The organism is Rickettsiella grylli, assembly GCF_000168295.1.
Lineage (GTDB): Bacteria > Pseudomonadota > Gammaproteobacteria > Diplorickettsiales > Diplorickettsiaceae > Aquirickettsiella > Aquirickettsiella grylli.
In genome coordinates this window covers 239,635-256,879 of the sequence record NZ_AAQJ02000001.1, presented here as the reverse complement: position 1 = coordinate 256,879, position 17,245 = coordinate 239,635, and the positions used below count along the sequence as shown (strand labels likewise).

At 38.1% G+C, this 17,245-nt stretch carries 16 protein-coding genes; 12 read left to right on the top strand and 4 right to left on the bottom strand.

Features of this window, described 5'->3' with window-relative positions:
- Positions 1-66: 66 nt before the first annotated feature.
- Positions 67-1,524: a hypothetical protein gene (locus tag RICGR_RS01150; RefSeq protein ID WP_006035009.1), complete on the bottom strand. Its 1,458-nt coding sequence runs from the start codon at positions 1,522-1,524 to the stop codon at positions 67-69.
- A 269-nt stretch (positions 1,525-1,793) separates the two neighbouring features.
- On the opposite strand from RICGR_RS01150, the gene cyoE reads away from it, so the two are divergent.
- The 9 genes from cyoE to RICGR_RS01105 all read left to right on the top strand — a co-directional run bounded on the left by cyoE (position 1,794) and on the right by RICGR_RS01105 (position 11,132).
- Positions 1,794-2,681: a heme o synthase gene (gene cyoE / locus RICGR_RS01145; RefSeq protein WP_006035073.1), complete on the top strand. Its 888-nt coding sequence runs from the start codon at positions 1,794-1,796 to the stop codon at positions 2,679-2,681.
- A gap of 13 nt (positions 2,682-2,694) precedes the next feature.
- A complete protein-coding gene (locus RICGR_RS01140) occupies positions 2,695-3,330 on the top strand; it encodes an SCO family protein (protein WP_006036007.1) in 636 nt (211 codons plus the stop codon).
- Positions 3,331-3,488: 158 nt separating this feature from the next.
- The gene (mnmA, locus tag RICGR_RS01135; RefSeq protein WP_006035074.1) at positions 3,489-4,574 is read left to right on the top strand and encodes a tRNA 2-thiouridine(34) synthase MnmA; all 1,086 of its coding nucleotides are present in this window, start codon (positions 3,489-3,491) and stop codon (positions 4,572-4,574) included.
- A 16-nt stretch (positions 4,575-4,590) separates the two neighbouring features.
- The gene (murD, locus tag RICGR_RS01130) at positions 4,591-5,916 is read left to right on the top strand and encodes a UDP-N-acetylmuramoyl-L-alanine--D-glutamate ligase (RefSeq protein ID WP_006035825.1); all 1,326 of its coding nucleotides are present in this window, start codon (positions 4,591-4,593) and stop codon (positions 5,914-5,916) included.
- Entirely contained in the window at positions 5,916-7,070 is a 1,155-nt protein-coding gene (ftsW, locus tag RICGR_RS01125) for a putative lipid II flippase FtsW (RefSeq protein ID WP_006034840.1), read from the top strand. Before murD ends, ftsW begins: the two co-directional genes overlap by 1 nt.
- Positions 7,063-7,986 (top strand): FkbM family methyltransferase, encoded by a 924-nt coding sequence (locus tag RICGR_RS01120; RefSeq protein ID WP_006035648.1) that lies wholly within the window; start codon positions 7,063-7,065, stop codon positions 7,984-7,986. Before ftsW ends, RICGR_RS01120 begins: the two co-directional genes overlap by 8 nt.
- Positions 7,987-8,070: 84 nt before the next feature.
- The gene (murC, locus tag RICGR_RS07835; protein ID WP_006034753.1) at positions 8,071-9,486 is read left to right on the top strand and encodes a UDP-N-acetylmuramate--L-alanine ligase; all 1,416 of its coding nucleotides are present in this window, start codon (positions 8,071-8,073) and stop codon (positions 9,484-9,486) included.
- Positions 9,487-10,368, top strand: a complete 882-nt coding sequence (gene murB / locus RICGR_RS07830; protein WP_006035644.1) for a UDP-N-acetylmuramate dehydrogenase — start codon at positions 9,487-9,489, stop codon at positions 10,366-10,368.
- Positions 10,369-10,490: 122 nt separating this feature from the next.
- Positions 10,491-11,132, top strand: a complete 642-nt coding sequence (locus tag RICGR_RS01105; protein WP_006036006.1) for a hypothetical protein — start codon at positions 10,491-10,493, stop codon at positions 11,130-11,132.
- 123 nt (positions 11,133-11,255) lie between these two features.
- On the opposite strand, the gene RICGR_RS01100 is transcribed toward RICGR_RS01105, so the two are convergent.
- Positions 11,256-12,809 (bottom strand): APC family permease, encoded by a 1,554-nt coding sequence (locus tag RICGR_RS01100; RefSeq protein WP_006035347.1) that lies wholly within the window; start codon positions 12,807-12,809, stop codon positions 11,256-11,258.
- 177 nt (positions 12,810-12,986) lie between these two features.
- Positions 12,987-13,700, bottom strand: coding sequence for a ribonuclease PH (gene rph / locus RICGR_RS01095; RefSeq protein WP_006035994.1), 714 nt, complete (start codon positions 13,698-13,700; stop codon positions 12,987-12,989).
- 107 nt (positions 13,701-13,807) lie between these two features.
- On the opposite strand from rph, the gene RICGR_RS01090 reads away from it, so the two are divergent.
- From RICGR_RS01090 to RICGR_RS01080, 3 genes are read left to right on the top strand one after another with little or no spacing between them, the layout of a single operon-like run.
- Positions 13,808-14,662 (top strand): YicC/YloC family endoribonuclease, encoded by an 855-nt coding sequence (locus RICGR_RS01090; RefSeq protein WP_050763962.1) that lies wholly within the window; start codon positions 13,808-13,810, stop codon positions 14,660-14,662.
- 3 nt (positions 14,663-14,665) lie between these two features.
- Positions 14,666-15,286: a guanylate kinase gene (gene gmk / locus RICGR_RS01085; RefSeq protein WP_006035845.1), complete on the top strand. Its 621-nt coding sequence runs from the start codon at positions 14,666-14,668 to the stop codon at positions 15,284-15,286.
- Positions 15,287-15,320: 34 nt separating this feature from the next.
- Positions 15,321-15,857: a phospholipase D family nuclease gene (locus RICGR_RS01080; protein WP_006035017.1), complete on the top strand. Its 537-nt coding sequence runs from the start codon at positions 15,321-15,323 to the stop codon at positions 15,855-15,857.
- A gap of 2 nt (positions 15,858-15,859) precedes the next feature.
- Here the strand turns inward: RICGR_RS01080 and RICGR_RS01075 are convergent, their stop codons facing one another.
- On the bottom strand, positions 15,860-17,239 hold the full coding sequence (locus RICGR_RS01075; protein WP_240992175.1) for an LbtU family siderophore porin: 1,380 nt from the start codon (positions 17,237-17,239) through the stop codon (positions 15,860-15,862).
- Positions 17,240-17,245: the final 6 nt, after the last annotated feature.

Sequence of the window (17,245 nt, the reverse complement as noted above, 5' to 3'; positions counted from 1 at the left end):
ATTTCTATTTGCAGTGAATGGACAACAAAAAAGGCGACCTCAACGATCGCCTTTTTTCGACTCAAATCATTTTTTAAGATCAGAAGACATCGTATGCTCGTTGACAGCCATCGTTTCTGCTAATTTTTCCAGCTTGAGATCCAAGGTGCTGACTAAACTCACCGACTTACCGGAATTTGAAAAAAAACCGCGTGCAACAGCAAGCTCACTTGCGTTCAGTTGAATCAATTTTTTAACGGTTTCAACACCTTCCTTTATTTCGTCTAAAGGGATATGTGCGATTATTTTGTCTTTAATCTCTTTTAAATAGGTTAAAATTTCATTTAATATGCGCTTTTTAACCTCAGACGTCTTCGAAGCATGATTTTGTATCGATTCGGATAGGGGCTGAATATCTTTCTGCCATATTTCATTCAGTTGTTCATGGTGGTTATTTTTTTCGTCCGTTTTAATTGAATAATTTTTAAAACGATCTATATTCATTTTTAAAGCAGCATATTTTTCTTGAAGACTATCCAGTTTTTTCTCCAACCCTTCAATGGCCACGCTAATATTATCCTGCCCACTTAAACTCTGGATCGAAATCAATAATAATTCGACATTATTTTTAATTTCTCTCTTTTCTTCAAAGATTTCTTCTGTCGCTACTCTTTCAGAAGAAAGAATATTTTCACAATCTTCTTTGAATAGGATTGCCTTATTTTCGAGTTGTTCACGTTTAGCGTGATCATTAAGCGTCGTATTGATTAACGTTAATTGGTTACTTTTTTCATCAAATTCTTTCACTAAACGCTCAAAAGAAGTCATTACTGCATTAACGGTTCCTGTCCTTAAATGTTCAAAATCAGTTTTATTTTGGGTATGAATGGTTTTCATTTCATCCACTATTTTTTTCATTTCGTTTAACGTATTCGTATATTCGGGTTTTTCATCATAATTCGTTTTATAGTCATTAAATTTTGTTTCAACCTCAACGAAAATCTTATCTAAATCCATGACTGAATGGTGAATATATTCACCTGTTTTTTCATCAAAGGAACGTTTCATCTCTCTATAATTAATAAACGCTCTCACCGTATCCCCTGTTTTATTAAAGTGCTCGCGAATATCCTGAATTTTTTTTTTGTTTTCTAAATCACCGGATATTTTTAAAATTTTTGCTATTTCATCAAAACATTGATTTTGTTTATCTTTTTTAACGTAAAATACTAATTGAATTAAATCTTTATTCAGAAACACTTGACCGGCTTGAAGGTTCACCTGCTTTTCAAATTCCTCATGATTAAATTTTTTTAATCTCAATTTCCCTTCATTTAACAGAAGGCAAACCAGTTTACGTTTTTCTGGTTGAGAATTTTGTTGATAATTGATCGCAAAATAAATGTTCTGATTATTTTTTTCAAAAGTGTTGGACGCATCACTTTCAATTGGTAATTTCGGATCACATTCTTCGGAAAGGGTATCCGCCATTCTGTCTTCAGCAGGTAATTGCGGATAAAGTTTTTGGGATATGGTTTTTGGCATAATAACCTCTTTGGTTTTTATTTTTATTTTTATTAAAACTGATCTTTTTAATTGTATGCAATTTATCATTAGACAATTAATTTTGTCTAGTTATTTCTCGATAACAAAGAATATTTCTTTTTTAATTTTTTCTTAAAGACCATTCTCACACGGATGATATTAGGTATTTATGACATTTTTATTCAGTATGACGCTACCTTTACATCTTATATTTTCGTATACTTTTTTGAAGGATCGATTATCGATTGTAAAGACAGTCAAGGAAAACCATGTTAAAAAATGTTGCAACCGTCTTAACAAAAATGTCACTTATCTATTTAGAGCTTGGAAAATGGCGTGTCACTGGTTTAATGTTAATCACGGTTTGGGTGGGGATGACCTTAGCGACTTCGACAGCGCTTCCTTTTATTCCCTGTTTGTTCACCTTATTGGGCATCGGCCTTCTCATCGTTTCAGCCAGTGCAATGAATCATTTATTAGAATATCGCTTAGATAGACTGATGGCACGTACTGAACGACGACCTTTGCCGTTGGAAAAAATTTCACCCACCCATGTTTTATTGTTTTCATTGACGACTGGTTTTGTAGGGCTCATTATTTTAAGTGTATCGAGTAATGTATTAACATGTCTTTTAAGTTTTTTAAGTTTAATTGCTTATGCTTTTATTTATACGCTTTACTTAAAACGGCATACGGCCCAAAACATTGTGATTGGGGGTTTAGCCGGCGCAACGCCTCCTTTACTCGGTTGGACTGCCGTAACCGGAAATATTGATTCAGAGGGTTTACTTCTTGTTTTAATTATTTTTATTTGGACGCCTCCTCATTTTTGGTCGTTAGCGATCGCACGGCATACCGATTATGCCAAAAGCAATTTACCGATGTTACCGATAACGCATGGTATTGATTTTACGAAACAGCAAATTTTACTTTATACTGTGTTATTAAGTGGAATTAGTTTGTTACCTTTTAGCATAGGAATGAGCGGGTATTTTTATTTAATTGCTGTTTTTTTATTAAATATAGGATTTATCGTTGCCGTCATCGATTTATTAAAGCAAACGAAAACGGCTCACGCGATAAAAACGTTTCATTATTCAAACTTTTATTTACTGATGTTGTTTACGTGTTTATTCATGGACCATTCTTTCATTTAACGAGGATTAATTAATGACCTGCCCTCTTTCTAATAAAACATTTTTAAGCTTGATAATATTTGGTATCGTCGCACTCGCTTTAGGTATTGGCTTTAATTTATGGCATGCTAAAAAAACGCACGTTGTTGCACCCTCTGTCGGAACGATGATTGACACCCCTCAACCCATTCCTGAATTTCATCTGGTGAATGGATCTCATCAACCGTTTACGAATCTCAATTTAAAAGGTCATTATAGCTTCCTTTTTTTTGGCTTTACGCACTGCCAAAACATATGTCCGTTGACCATGACCCTGCTCACTCAACTTTATTCAGAACTAAACGCTGAAAAATTGCCTCTTCCACAGATTGTCTTTATCACACTCGATCCAAGACACGATACGCCGCAAGTCGTCGGTGCTTACGCCCATGCATTTAATCCTCGCTTTATCGGGGTTACCGGTCCTTCAGCCGGAATTCAACAATTAAGTAAGCAATTAGGTGTTGTTTATCTACAGCATGATTCCTCTGAAAACAATAGTCAAATTGATCATAGTGGAACGTTATACTTAATCAATCCAGACGCTCAATTAGTTGCTATTTTTACACCGCCTCATAATAAAGCAAACATCAAAAAAGACTATAAAACCGTTGTTCGGTCTCATCATTAAACCGAGCCACTCACTATTCAACCTGAGCATCATGAACGTAAAACAGTGGCCATCAATCCCTGATTGATTCATCACTAGAAAATTCGCTTAAAGATAGGTAAATTACGTCACTGAGGTTTTAATCAATACTCAGAGCGCTTGTATTTAATTCAAAAATCATGAAAAAAAAACGTGTTATGGTTGGCCTATCCGGAGGCGTTGATTCTTCGGTGGCTGCTTTATTGCTAAAAGAGCAGGGCTATCAAGTCGAAGGACTCTTTATGAAAAATTGGGAGGAAGATGATACGGAAGTGTATTGTTCTGCCAGCACCGATATTGCAGACGCCCAAGCGATTTGTGATAAATTAGCCATTCCATTACGTACGATTAATTTTGCAGCCGAATATTGGAATGCGGTGTTTATGCATTTCCTCGCTGAATATCGGCGAGGGCGTACACCAAATCCTGATATTCTCTGTAATAAAGAAATTAAATTTAAAGCTTTTTTACAGTATGCCCTCCATACGGGCGCCGATTTTATTGCGACGGGCCATTACGCACATAAATCTTTTCAAAATAATATGTATCAATTACTTCAGTGTGCTGATAAAAATAAGGATCAAACCTATTTCTTATATACTTTAGGTCAACACCCTTTAGCACATACGTTGTTTCCACTGGCCCGCCTGACTAAATCTGAAGTCCGTGCGATTGCTCAATCGAAGGGATTTGTGAATGCAACAAAAAAAGATAGTACGGGCATCTGTTTCATCGGAGAACGTAAATTTAAACGTTTTTTACAAACTTATTTACCTCTTCAACCGGGACCGATAGAAACGCTAGAAGGCGAAACCGTAGGACAGCATGATGGTCTTATGTATTACACCATAGGCCAACGACAAGGATTAGGGATTGGGGGTCAACGAGAAAAATTAGGCGTGCCCTGGTATGTCGTGGATAAAAAGCTTAACCACAATGCGTTAATTGTTGTACAAGGAAAAGAACATCCTGCACTTTTTTCATCCAATTTGATTTGCACCGATTTACATTGGGTGAATGAATGCCCACTGACCCTGCCTTTAAATTGTGCAGCAAAAATACGTTATCGGCAGTTGGAAACCCCTTGTTTAATCCAACCGTGTGCCAACGACGCCTACCACGTTCGCTTTAAAATACCACAACGCGCAATAACAATCGGTCAATCCATTGTTTTTTATCAAGGACCCGTTTGTTTGGGAGGCGGAATTATTGATGCCATACACTAATTCTTCGTGCCTTTATATGATTCTCGGGTTAGGTAAAACCGGTCTTTCCTGCGCGCGTCATCTTAAACGATTCAATTTACCCTTTATTATTTTCGACAATCGTTTAAATCCTCCTAAACTATCTCATTTTAAAAAAGAATTTCCTGATGTTGGCTGTTATTTGGGCTCATTGAAACCTAACCTTTTTAAACGTTGCACGAAATTAATAGTCAGTCCGGGTATTGATCTGAACGAGACAACGATACGAACAATTATTGAACAACATACACTGAAACCGCTCGGTGATATTGAATTATTTGCTCAACACGCGCGTGCCCCTATTATTGCCATTACAGGCAGCAATGCGAAAGGGACAGTCACCAGCTTAATTGGTAAAATGATTCAACGCGCTCACTTAAACGTTGCTGTAGGGGGGAATATCGGTAAACCTGCACTCGATTTGCTGAACGAGCCTGTCCCTGATTTTTATGTATTAGAGATTTCAAGTTTTCAATTAGAAACAACGTATAGTTTGCGTCCCAAATTAGCCAGTATACTCAACATCAGTCCTGATCATTTAGATCGTCATAAAACCTTAACCGCTTATATTAATGCGAAGCAACGTATTTATCACCAGGCTGACATTGCTTTATGGAATCGGGATGATTTAAATACGTTTCCTCAGGCGAGGACAAAAAAAATAATCAGCTTCGGTTTAACGACCACCACCCCGCATGCGCACGAATTTTATTTATACAATAGCCATCAAAAAAATTTTATCGCAAAAGGTCACGATCGGTTGCTCCCTGTTGACGCCCTGTTTATCCAAGGCCGACATAATTGGGCGAACGCTATCGCGGCGCTAACCATCGGTCATGCGATAGGATTACCCACAAAGGCCATGTTAACGGCGCTTTGTGAATTCAAAGGTTTACCTCATCGCTGCCAATGGGTCAAAGAATTTAAAGGCGTCACTTGGTACAATGATTCTAAAGCAACCAATGTCGGTGCAACCCTTGCTGCATTAAATGGTTTAGGTCCTTCCATTTCAGGTAAAATCATTTTAATTGCTGGAGGTCTTTCCAAAAATGCCGACTTTTCGTTGTTACATAATCCGGTAAAGCATTATGTTAAAAAAATAATCTTGATAGGCCGTGATGCTGCCTTATTAAAAAATACCTTAGAAAAAAGTACAGCCATCCAAACGGTCTCTGATTTGAGACACGCCGTAAATTTAGCACATGAAACCGCAAGACGGGGTGATATCGTGCTTTTATCTCCGGCGTGCGCAAGCCTGGATATGTTCAAAAATTACGAAGAACGGGGTGATGTTTTTATGCGTTTAGCACGAGGAATCCATTGATGCCTAAAACTTATCCGAAGATGACTTCCATTACTTTATATGATCGTGGATTGCTTCTCGTTATTGCGACTTTACTTGCTTTTGGCCTATTAATGGTTGCTTCAAGCTCTATCGTCATTTCCGAACATGAGTATGGTCAACCCTTTCATTTTTTTTTCCATCAACTCTTTTATTTAACCTTAGGCATCGCCACTGGAATAATTATCGTTCAAGTAAAAACAACGTACTGGCAACAGATTAGTCCGATGTTGTTAGTGTTGAGTATCGGTTTACTTTTTCTCGTTTTATTGCCGGGCATTGGTCGGCAAGTCAACGGAAGTATCCGTTGGTTAGGCTTCGGTCCATTTGGGTTACAAGTCTCTGAATTCGCTAAATTAACCATCATTGTTTATCTTGCAGGTTATCTCGTACGCCAAGAAAAACAGGTAAAAAATCAACTTCGTGGTTTTATTAAACCATTGATGGTCCTTACTATTATCACTTTTTTACTTTTACGCGAACCTGATTTTGGCGCTGCAACAGTCATATTACTTACCAGTTTAGGAATGTTATTTCTAGCCGGTGTGCGAATTTGGCATTTTAGTATCCTTTTAATGGGTGTAGCGGTCATTTTAGCAGGTTTAGCCATTAGCTCACCCTATCGTTTAGCGCGTTTAACTACTTTTCTTAATCCTTGGGCGAACCAATTTGATTCGGGTTATCAATTAACACAATCATTAATCGCTTTTGGTCGCGGAAGCTGGCTGGGTGTTGGTCTCGGTGAAAGTATACAGAAATTATTTTATCTTCCTGAAGCACACACCGACTTTTTATTTGCTGTCCTGACCGAAGAATTAGGATTAATCGGTGGATTATTTATGATCCTATTATTTTCATTATTAGTTTGGCGCGCATTAACGATAGGCTACCGTTGCTTTAACATGGGTCAGCGATTTTCTGCCTATCTTGCCTATGGCATTGGTTTAAATATTGCTTTACAAGTGATGATTAACATCGGGGTTAATACGGGCGTACTCCCTACCAAAGGTTTAACCTTGCCCCTAATGAGTTATGGCGGTAGTAGTTTGCTGATAACGTGCATCATGCTTGCTTTATTATTACGCATCGATCACGAATATCGTTTAACTCAGTTCGGATTTAGAATCTATGATTAAAACCATTGTCCATCGCTTCACATCAAGCCGAGCCAAAAAACAACGGGTTGTCTATCATTGGCCTTGGTATTCACGATTTTTTCAACATCATTTAAGACGCTACCTGAAAAGGTTACAAAAAAAAAATCGCTTAAAAAATTATCCCCAACTGGCCTGCGTTCCGAGTGATGCAATAGGTCAATGGATAGTCCTTAAGGGACTTTATGAAGAAGAATTATTAATCAGTTTTGGAATCGTTTTTAAACATTATTTAAACCGATTTAAACAACAAACGCTACTGGATGTCGGTGCAAACATTGGGAATCATACTCTCTTTTTTTCACGCTATTTTAAAGAAATTATCGCCTTTGAGCCGAACCCAACGGCATTAAAACTGCTGGAAACTAACATTTTTTTAAATCAAACAAAAAACATTTCTATTATTCCCGTTGGGTTAAGTAATCACTCAGGCACGCTTCCTTTTATTGAGGATCCAGAAAACTTAGGGGGTTCTCGGTTTGAATGTAAAAAGGCACACACCACTCCTTTTAAACGACGTTATATCGACGTGGAAAAAGGGGATACCCTTCTGCATCAGCGTTTTAATACGTCCTCAATCGGTGCAATAAAACTCGACATTGAAGGTTTTGAAATGTACGCCTTACAAGGATTAAAGCAAACGTTAATGCATCATCAACCTATTATTTTTTTTGAAACCCATACTGCCGAAGGAGAAACAGGCGCTCAAGCTATTTTTGACTATTTAACGCAACTTAATTATGCTTATTTTTATACGATTGAACCCAGAAAATGTAATGGACTCATACGCTTTTTTATACGATTGTTAAAAGGCTATGAAATCATTATAACCCCACTTATTAGACCAGAAAACCGATTTTACTCCCTCATAATAGCAACAACGACGCCTTTAGAATAAAAAACTCAAAAACAGTCGAACTTGAGCCTACACACAACTAATGACACAATACGACTTCTCATTTACACGATAGGTTTTTTAGATATGAAAATCCCTTTTGTTGAACATCAAATGGGACGCATTCGACATCTCCATTTTGTCGGTATTGGTGGTGCAGGCATGGGTGGTATTGCTGAAATTTTATTAAATGAAGGTTATCGTATTTCGGGCTCCGATCTTCAAGAAAACACCATCACTCGGCATCTACAAAAATTAGGCGCTACAATAAAGCACGGGCATCATGAAAAGTATATCCGTGATGCCGATGTCATTGTCTATTCGAGTGCGGTATCTTGCGACAATGTTGAAATTCAGGCCGCGCGCCATGCGTTGATACCGGTCGTTCCTCGAGCGTTAATGCTCGCAGAAATAATGCGCTTTCGTTACAGCATCGCCGTTGCAGGAACACATGGAAAAACAACCACAACAAGTTTAGTGGCCAGTTTATTGGGAGAAGGCGGGCTTGATCCCACGTTTGTCATTGGTGGTAAATTAAACAGTACCCGTACACATGCACGTTTAGGGTCAGGCCGTTATCTGGTCGCTGAAGCAGACGAAAGCGATGCCTCTTTTCTCTATTTAAAACCGATGATTGCTATTGTGACCAATATCGATAGGGATCATATGGGCACTTATAGTGGGAATTTTCAACAATTAAAAAAAAGCTTTTTAGAATTCTTATGGCATTTGCCTTTTTACGGCTTAGCCGTTCTGTGTTGTGATGATCCGTTTATCCGTTCGATCTTACCGGATATTATGCGCCCTATTCTCACGTATGGATTTAGTGAAGATGCCGATATTAGGATTACTTCTTTTCAGCAAAAAGAAATTAAAAACTATTTTCGTGTCCTTCGACCAAAGAAAAAGCCAATGGATATCATTTTAAATCTCCCCGGTGAGCATAACGCTTTAAATGCGCTTGCCGCTATTGCTGTTGCTTCTGAACTGGGCATTAAAAACGACGTCATCTGCAAGGCTTTATCCCATTTCAGTGGCGTTGATCGACGTTTTCAAGTCTTAGGGAAATTGACCTGTAAACATGGAGATGCGTTGTTAATTGATGATTATGGACATCATCCCCGTGAAATTGCAGCGACCTTAAAAGCAATTCGTCACGCATGGCCCGACCGTCGTCTCGTCATGACGTATCAACCGCATCGCTATACTCGAACACGGGACTTATTTTCTGATTTTGTAAAAATTTTATCTCAAGTCGATCATTTGTTACTTTTAAATGTTTACGCGGCAGGAGAAGCAGTTATTTCTGGCGCAGACAGTGCGGCTTTGTTAAAGTCAATTCATTTAAATAAGCAAATAAACCCTATCCATATTGAAGATAAAGAAAAACTGATGTCCATTTTAGATGAAATCATTCAAGATGGTGATGTTTTACTTTTACAAGGTGCCGGAGATATCGGTAGCATTGCACAAAAATTAGCACTTTCTGTTCAGCGTGAGTAGATGATGAAAAATTTAAAAGGAGAACTTCTTAAAAATACAAAATTAGCTGAATATACGTCATGGCACGTCGGTGGTCACGCAAATCAATTGTATAAACCTTCTGATATCGACGATTTAATTCACTTTATTAAACAGTTATCGCCAGAAGAACCGTTGTTTTTTTTAGGTTTAGGGAGCAATACGTTGATCCGCGATAACGGGATCAACGGAACAGTGGTCATTACGCAAGGTTCACTCACTCAATTAAACCGTATAAATGACGTGACACTTTATGCCGACGCTGGTGTTGCTTCTCCCGCATTCGCCCGGTTCGCTGCCCGAAAAAATTTAATGGGCGCTGAATTTTTAGCGGGCATTCCTGGCACTATTGGTGGTGCTTTAGTGATGAATGCCGGATGCGATGGTTGCGAAACATGGAATATTGTTCAATCCGTTCTTGTTGTCAATCGACACGGGGAGAAAAAAATTCGTTATCCCCGTGATTATAACATTGCTTACCGTACCGTCAGTGTATTTCCGGGAGAATATTATTTAGGTGCAGAATTTCATTTAAAACCCGGTAACAAAGAAGACGCCTTCAATAACATACGACATTTGTTGAAATACCGTACAGACACACAACCCACAAATGAACCCAATTGCGGTTCAGTGTTTCGCAATCCTCCCGGTGATTATGCAGCCCGCTTAATCGAAGCATGCGGGCTTAAAGGTTTATCCATTGGGAATGCCGCTGTATCCACCAAACATGCTAATTTTATATTGAATAAAGGGAACGCTAGCGCGGCTGACATCGAAGCCTTAATTGAAAAAATTGCAGAGACTGTATTCCATCAGTTTCATATTCGCTTGATCCCTGAAGTACGTATTATCGGCGATGCTTAAAATGAATATTTCGCGGATCCACACCAATCACGCCCATTTATTCGTCCATTTTCAATGACGCTGGGTTTAAAAAAGAAATAATTAAAATATACTCATTAACTCCCATGTAATAAAGGTGATTTATGGAAATACCCTTTGGTTCTCGTGCGCCTAATAAAAAAGAATTCGCTCAATTAAAACAGCTCGGATTCGATCCCGATAAAATCACTTTTCGCGGTCGTTATTATTTTTTAGAAATACCAAGTGATCCTAGAATTCAAGTCAACGAACTATTCCCCGCCTTTGATCGAAGAGAAATCCACGTTCAATTGAATGGATTTGAAGTGATCTCTATCAATCAAAAAACAGCAATCTATGATTCGTGGGTGTTTTGCAATCTAAACAAAAAAAATATTGAACAAGCGCTTCTTTGTAAGGAATTTATTCCGGAAAAAAAACAAGAACTGACAGAATACCAAAAAAGGTTAAACGGTTGTCTTCGGTCGCTAGAAATTATTATTTTTGAAGATGGTGCGCAAAGAGGTTATGCAAATACGATTGGCGACCACCTTCAACAACTCATTAAACTGAGCGAAGAAAATCCGAATGAGCACAATAAATTGATCGCTCACAATAAAAACTACACTCAATTATATGAAATGTTTCCTCACTGGGTTGATCAATATGAATTACAAAAAAAATATAGTGCTATGGAGGTCAATCCATTGACAGTCGCTTCTACTGGTCATTATGACGGCACACTGCAACAATGTAGACCGATGTGATCCTTCATCATTGAATCTTGAATAAACTATTTTCATTGGGGGCTTCATTTCATGTTTTATTGGCCGATTATTCAGCCTATGCCTTTTAAAATTGCGTTGTTCACTTGAATGTCACACCGCTTGTCATTGTTTATCCAGCAATGCAAACGACTCAGCCCCCTCTTTGTCATAAACTAAACAATATTGCGATAGATAAAGCATTAATACACTCAATGGAAACAAGATTAACATACCAAAAGGAAATTTAAGCCATGCAATACCACCAAAAGAACCTAAATAAGACACTAGCATTAAAATAGATAAATACGAAAAAAACCAATATAAACTATAATTACGAATCCAAAACCGAGTTTTTTGATAACAACAATAAATAATAAATCCTATGAAAACAGCACTATACAGTTTCCATATCACCGAAAAACCACACCAATACAGCATTAAATTAGCCGCATAGAATGCACTATGACACATCATTAAACTTCCCTGTAATCTAAAAGGACGCGGTTGCGAAGGATGTATTTTCCGTAAAGCTAACAAACAAAGAGGACCGATTCCATAAGAAAGTATGCTCGCTGAAGAGAGAAAGGCAACCATTTTTTGCCAGCCTTGAAAAGGCAAAAACGCACAAATCCCGACTAAAAAATTTGCATAAAGTGTCCTATAAGGGATTTTATAACGGTTCAGCTTCAAAAAAAATGGGGGTAAATGTTTATTCAACGCCATGCCGTAAAGAATTCGGGAGGTAGCAGCCGTGTAAACTAACGTTGTTCCCAACGGGGAAAATATCGCGTCAACTAATAATAAAAAAGCAACCATGCCAAGACCCAATAATAAACTTAAACCCACTAAAGGCCCGCTATCACCTGGAAAATTAAACTGGTGCCATCCCTGTTGCAGATAACGGTGTGGCACGGCCATAAGAAAACTTAATTGCAACATAAAATAGAGGATAAAGCCTACGAATACAGCACCTAAAATGGCAATAGGAATGCTTTTTTGTGGATTCTTCACTTCACCGGCTAAGATCAATCCGTTTTGAAACCCTGTAAAGGCAAATGCGATACCGCCTGCAGATAATGCTGAAAATAGTTCTCTCCAACGGGCTTTGTGTGTTAAATCAAGTGTGATGTTTTTTAAACTTGGTGAATGATGAATGAACGCAACAATGGCTATTGTTGGTAAAAGAAACTTGATTATACTGGCATATTTGGTACATTCTGATAAAAATTTAATACCATAACTATTCAGCACGGCAATAAAAAACATCAGAAAAATTGCGGCCAAATAACCTATCGGAGATAATTTAAAATAAGTCGATTCTTTCATTAAAAACACAGGAAAAAAGTGACTGCTATATTGTAAAATAGCCTGAATTTCTATCGGAGTCATCACCACATAGGCCAACCAGATAATCCACGAAAATAAAAACCCAACTTCTTTGCCATGTGTATACGTTGGATAATTGGATAACCCTCCGGAAATAGGAAGCATCGCCCCTAACTCACACAAAGGAAGCGCGATGAATAACATAAAAAAGGCCGCAATGACCCAACTGACCAGTGCATTAGGCCCCGCAATTCTCGCTCCGATAAAAGGGGTAAACAACCATGCTGACCCTATCATGCCTCCTGCTGCAGCAATGAATAGATTACTTGGGGAAATGTCACGCTTGAGCATTTTAAATTCTCAGTGAGTACATTCAATTTTTTATGAAAACCACTAATCTATTTTATTTTAGCAATTTTTTGATTTAATTCTTGATCCTATTCAATAAAGTCGACCTGTTCAAAAATTTTTCATTTTAGAAATGACGATCGATTCCTCTTTTTTCTAATAAAACAGCGTAAAAATTTTTTAGTTTTCGCCTAAAACTTCTTTTTGTTTTTTAACACATTGCTTTATACCTGTTTCTGCTAAATTTAATAATTGATTTAATTGCTGCTTAGAAAAAGCAGCTTTTTCTGCCGTCGCCTGTATTTCCAAGAGCTTACCTTGTTCGGTCATAATGACATTCATATCCATTTCAGCGTGAGAGTCTTCCTCATAATCGAGGTCCAAAAGTGCTTGTCCTTTATAAATTCCTACGGATACTGCAGCCACGAGAAAACACCACGGATTGTATTTCATTTCCCCTTTCATCGTTGCCAAGGCATCTTTTAATGCAACACTTGCGCCGGTTATCGCGGCTGTTCGTGTTCCACCATCTGCTTGAATGACATCACAATCTAAAAAAATAGTATTTTCACCCAATTGTTTTAAATCGACACTCATCCGTAAAACCCGGCCAATCAAGCGTTGAATTTCTAGACTTCGACCGGTTTGTTTCCCTCGACTGGCCTCTCTGTCAGAACGGGTATGTGTTGCACGAGGCAACATTCCATATTCTGCTGTAATCCAACCGTGATTGGATCCTTTTAAAAATTTGGGCACACCCGGTATAATACTCGCGGTACACAGTACTTTAGTCTGACCGAAAGCCACCCATACCGATCCTTCTGCATAATTTGTATAAGAACGGATCAGCGTAATTGCACGAAGTTCATCAAGAGCACGTTGGGATGCACGCATTGTTTATTTTCCTTTTATAACTAGATTTTATTTGTAGAGTAATTAAAATAGAATCGCTAAAAATAGGCATTATACTTTTTGATGTTAAAATTACCATGATAAATAGCATGACGGCTTTTGCCAAAAAAGAAAAACACGCTGAATGGGGTCAAGCCGCTTGGGAAATTCGGAGTGTCAACCATCGTTATCTAGACATTATACTGTCGTTGCCAGATAACTTTAGCCATTTAGAACCTTTGATTCGAAAACAAATGCAAAAAAATGTGCACCGCGGCAGAGTAGACATAAAATTACACTATAAACCTTATCCTAATAAAGCGATTCCGATAACCATCGATAAACCATTAGCGCAATCGCTTATAAACGCATACAAAGAAATTGCTCAACTCAGTCAGAGTAAACGGGCTTTCAATCCTGGAGAACTGCTTCGATGGCCGCATTTACTTCAATTTCCCGAGTTACAACCCCATGAAATACAAACTGAGTTAATGGCTTTATTGACGGATACTTTAAATAATTTTTGTAACGTCCGTCAGACAGAAGGCCACGCTATTTTTGGTGTATTAAATCGACGTATTCTTAAGCTGATACATTGCATTAAGTATATTCAGACGCAACTTCCTCAACTTTTAAACCGACAACGCGAAAAAATTTCAGCTCGATTACAGGAAATTAAAGCCAGTTTAGACGCTAACCGTTTAGAACAAGAAATGCTATTATTTGCTCAGAAGACTGACGTCGCCGAAGAATTAGACCGCTTAACCATTCATCTTACTGAATTTAAAAATTTGTTAATAAAAAATCAAGTCCACGGCAAACAACTCGATTTTTTATTACAAGAATTAAACCGAGAAGCAAATACTTTAGCGGCTAAATCATTCAATGCAGAATTAACCTTATCCGCTGTGAACATCAAAGTGTTAATAGAGGAAATGCGTGAACAAGTACAGAATATTGAGTAAATTATGATGAATATCCCTGGAACACTTTACATTATATCAGCACCTTCGGGTGGTGGAAAAACCAGTCTCGTTAATGCATTATTAGCCTCTGTATCTAATTTAGAGGTTTCTATTTCCTATACCACGCGACCGCCGCGTCCCGGTGAAAAAGAAGGCGTCGATTATTATTTTATGAATCAAACTGAATTTAAAGCGCTTATTCACAAAAAATTATTATTAGAATACGCCCTTGTTTTTGGCCATTATTATGGCAGCTCACTGAACTGGGTCATTAAAAAAATTGAAACGGGAGTCGATGTTATACTTGAAATTGATTGGCAAGGCGCGCAGCAAATAAGAAAAAAAATGCCTGAATCCATTGGAATCTTTATCATCCCCCCGTCATGGGACGTATTAGAAAAAAGACTCCATCTGAGAGCTCAAGATAAAGAACACGTTATAAAAAAACGGATGGCCGATGCGAAAGCTGAATTAGCGCATTATGATGAGTATGATTATTTAATCGTCAACGACAATTTTTCGAATGCACTTTCCGATTTAAACGCTATTTTAAGAGTAAGACACTTACGGTGCGGTATACAAAAAAGAGAGCTCGCACCCCTTTTAAAAACCTTATTAAACTAACTCTATTATTAAAAAAAACGGGGATTCCCTATCGATGTTAAAAAAATTATTCCTTGTTTTTCTTCTGTCACCATGCCTTATAACGACAAGCTTTGCTATCAATAAAATCAAAAATTGCCCTACGTTGCAGGCTTGTTTTACACCGGGTCAAAATTGCACCGAGGAAATTACGGATGTTATCGATGCCGCTAAAAAATCTATTTTTGTACAGGCTTATAGTTTTACATCCGCTGCGATTGCCGAACATTTGGTTGCCGCTAAAAAACGTGGTGTGAACGTCAACGTAATACTCGATAAAAGCCAAAGAACACAACGCTATAGCGCTTCACATTTTTTAATTCATCAACATATTCCTTGTTGGATAGATTATAAACCGGCCATCGCCCATAACAAGGTGATGATTATTGACGAAAAAGAAGTCATTACGGGGTCCTTTAATTTCACGAAAGCGGCACAAGCTCATAATGCTGAAAACTTATTAGTGATTAGGGACCACTCATTAGCACAGCTTTATTTAAAAAACTGGCAACGACGTCAAGCGGTTTCGCGTTCTTTGAATCCACACATTTAACCTTAAGCAAATTTAATACTTGCACGTAATTGTCCTACCGTTGATTTATTTCCGGACGCTCCCGGCGCGATAATGAGACGTCGGCCCGTTGGTGTTATTTCACTCAATTGATCTTCACCCAATGCGTAGTCTTTGTTTTGAATGATCGCAACACCAATATCAAACCATTGACTAATGTTCATTAGATAATCAACATAAATCCGTTGTCTGGGCAAAAGACCCGCTAAATGCTTTGTGGCCTGATAACCTACTGCCAGTCGAGTTTGATTCGCGATAGCAGGAAAAGTAAGACCCAATTCAAAACCCCACAGTTTTGGTTTTTTAAAGGTCAGTACCGATAACTGATCAGGTGAAGGCGTTACCGGAAAAGCTAATAAAAGCGGTTTCCTAAAATCTCGTGTTGTCGCAATATAATGCCCATTCACATCGAAAGGCCCCCACTGAAATTCAGCATTAACAGTATAGGCTGGTACTTTTTGATCAGGTAATCCGGGGATAGTCGTTTGATTAGCATTAGGAAGGCCTGGAATTAAAAAAGGGACCTCGATATTCGTATTCGTATAATAAGAAGATAAAAAATTAGTGTCTGTGATACTGCCGATATATCCTCCATCAATCGTAAAATTACTCATGCAATCCGAGTAGGTATAACCGAAGCTGGCACCTCCGTTTTGTATCCGACGTGTTACCCCCCCATCTGCTAATCGAGGCTGACCCGCAAATGTATAAATAGAACCATAAAGTCCGTTCGGCATGGTAAAACCTAATTGAATCGTTGTTGCGTTGATTTCACTGAGGAGTTGCGTAGGATTTTCACTGACTACAAAACTGTAAGGATCATATTTTCCAAAAGGCACATATTCTTTACCCCACCGTAAATAAAGCGGGGAAATCGTTAAATTTTGTAATGTGATATAAGCCGTATCAAGATTTATTCTATTTATGGGCTTATAAATTAATAATGAATTCGGAATTTGATACCTCCCTTCCCCACCTGGAAAAGGAGACAATGAACTATATACCAATGAGATTTCGGCTTTCATCCAAGGATTAACCCGCGTATCAATAAATAAGTTGGCATTATTTAAGAGGAGATCAGAGGTTCTATTGCTCGCCAGTACAATGGGGATTTCGGAAATATCGAATAGATTATCAAATGGAATTTCGGTTATAAAAATAGGGGGGGTATTCGTGATATAAGCATCGGTGTTCATCCAACCACTCACATTAATCCGACACATCCACCCACACGGTTGATCAAAACCCCCGGGTTGATTTCTACCTAACAGACTATCTATTTTATTCATCCATTCACGAATAATCGCTTGCTCATAAACATTCTCTTTGACAATAATTTCAGTCGCTGACGTCTGAGTGCTCACACTTAC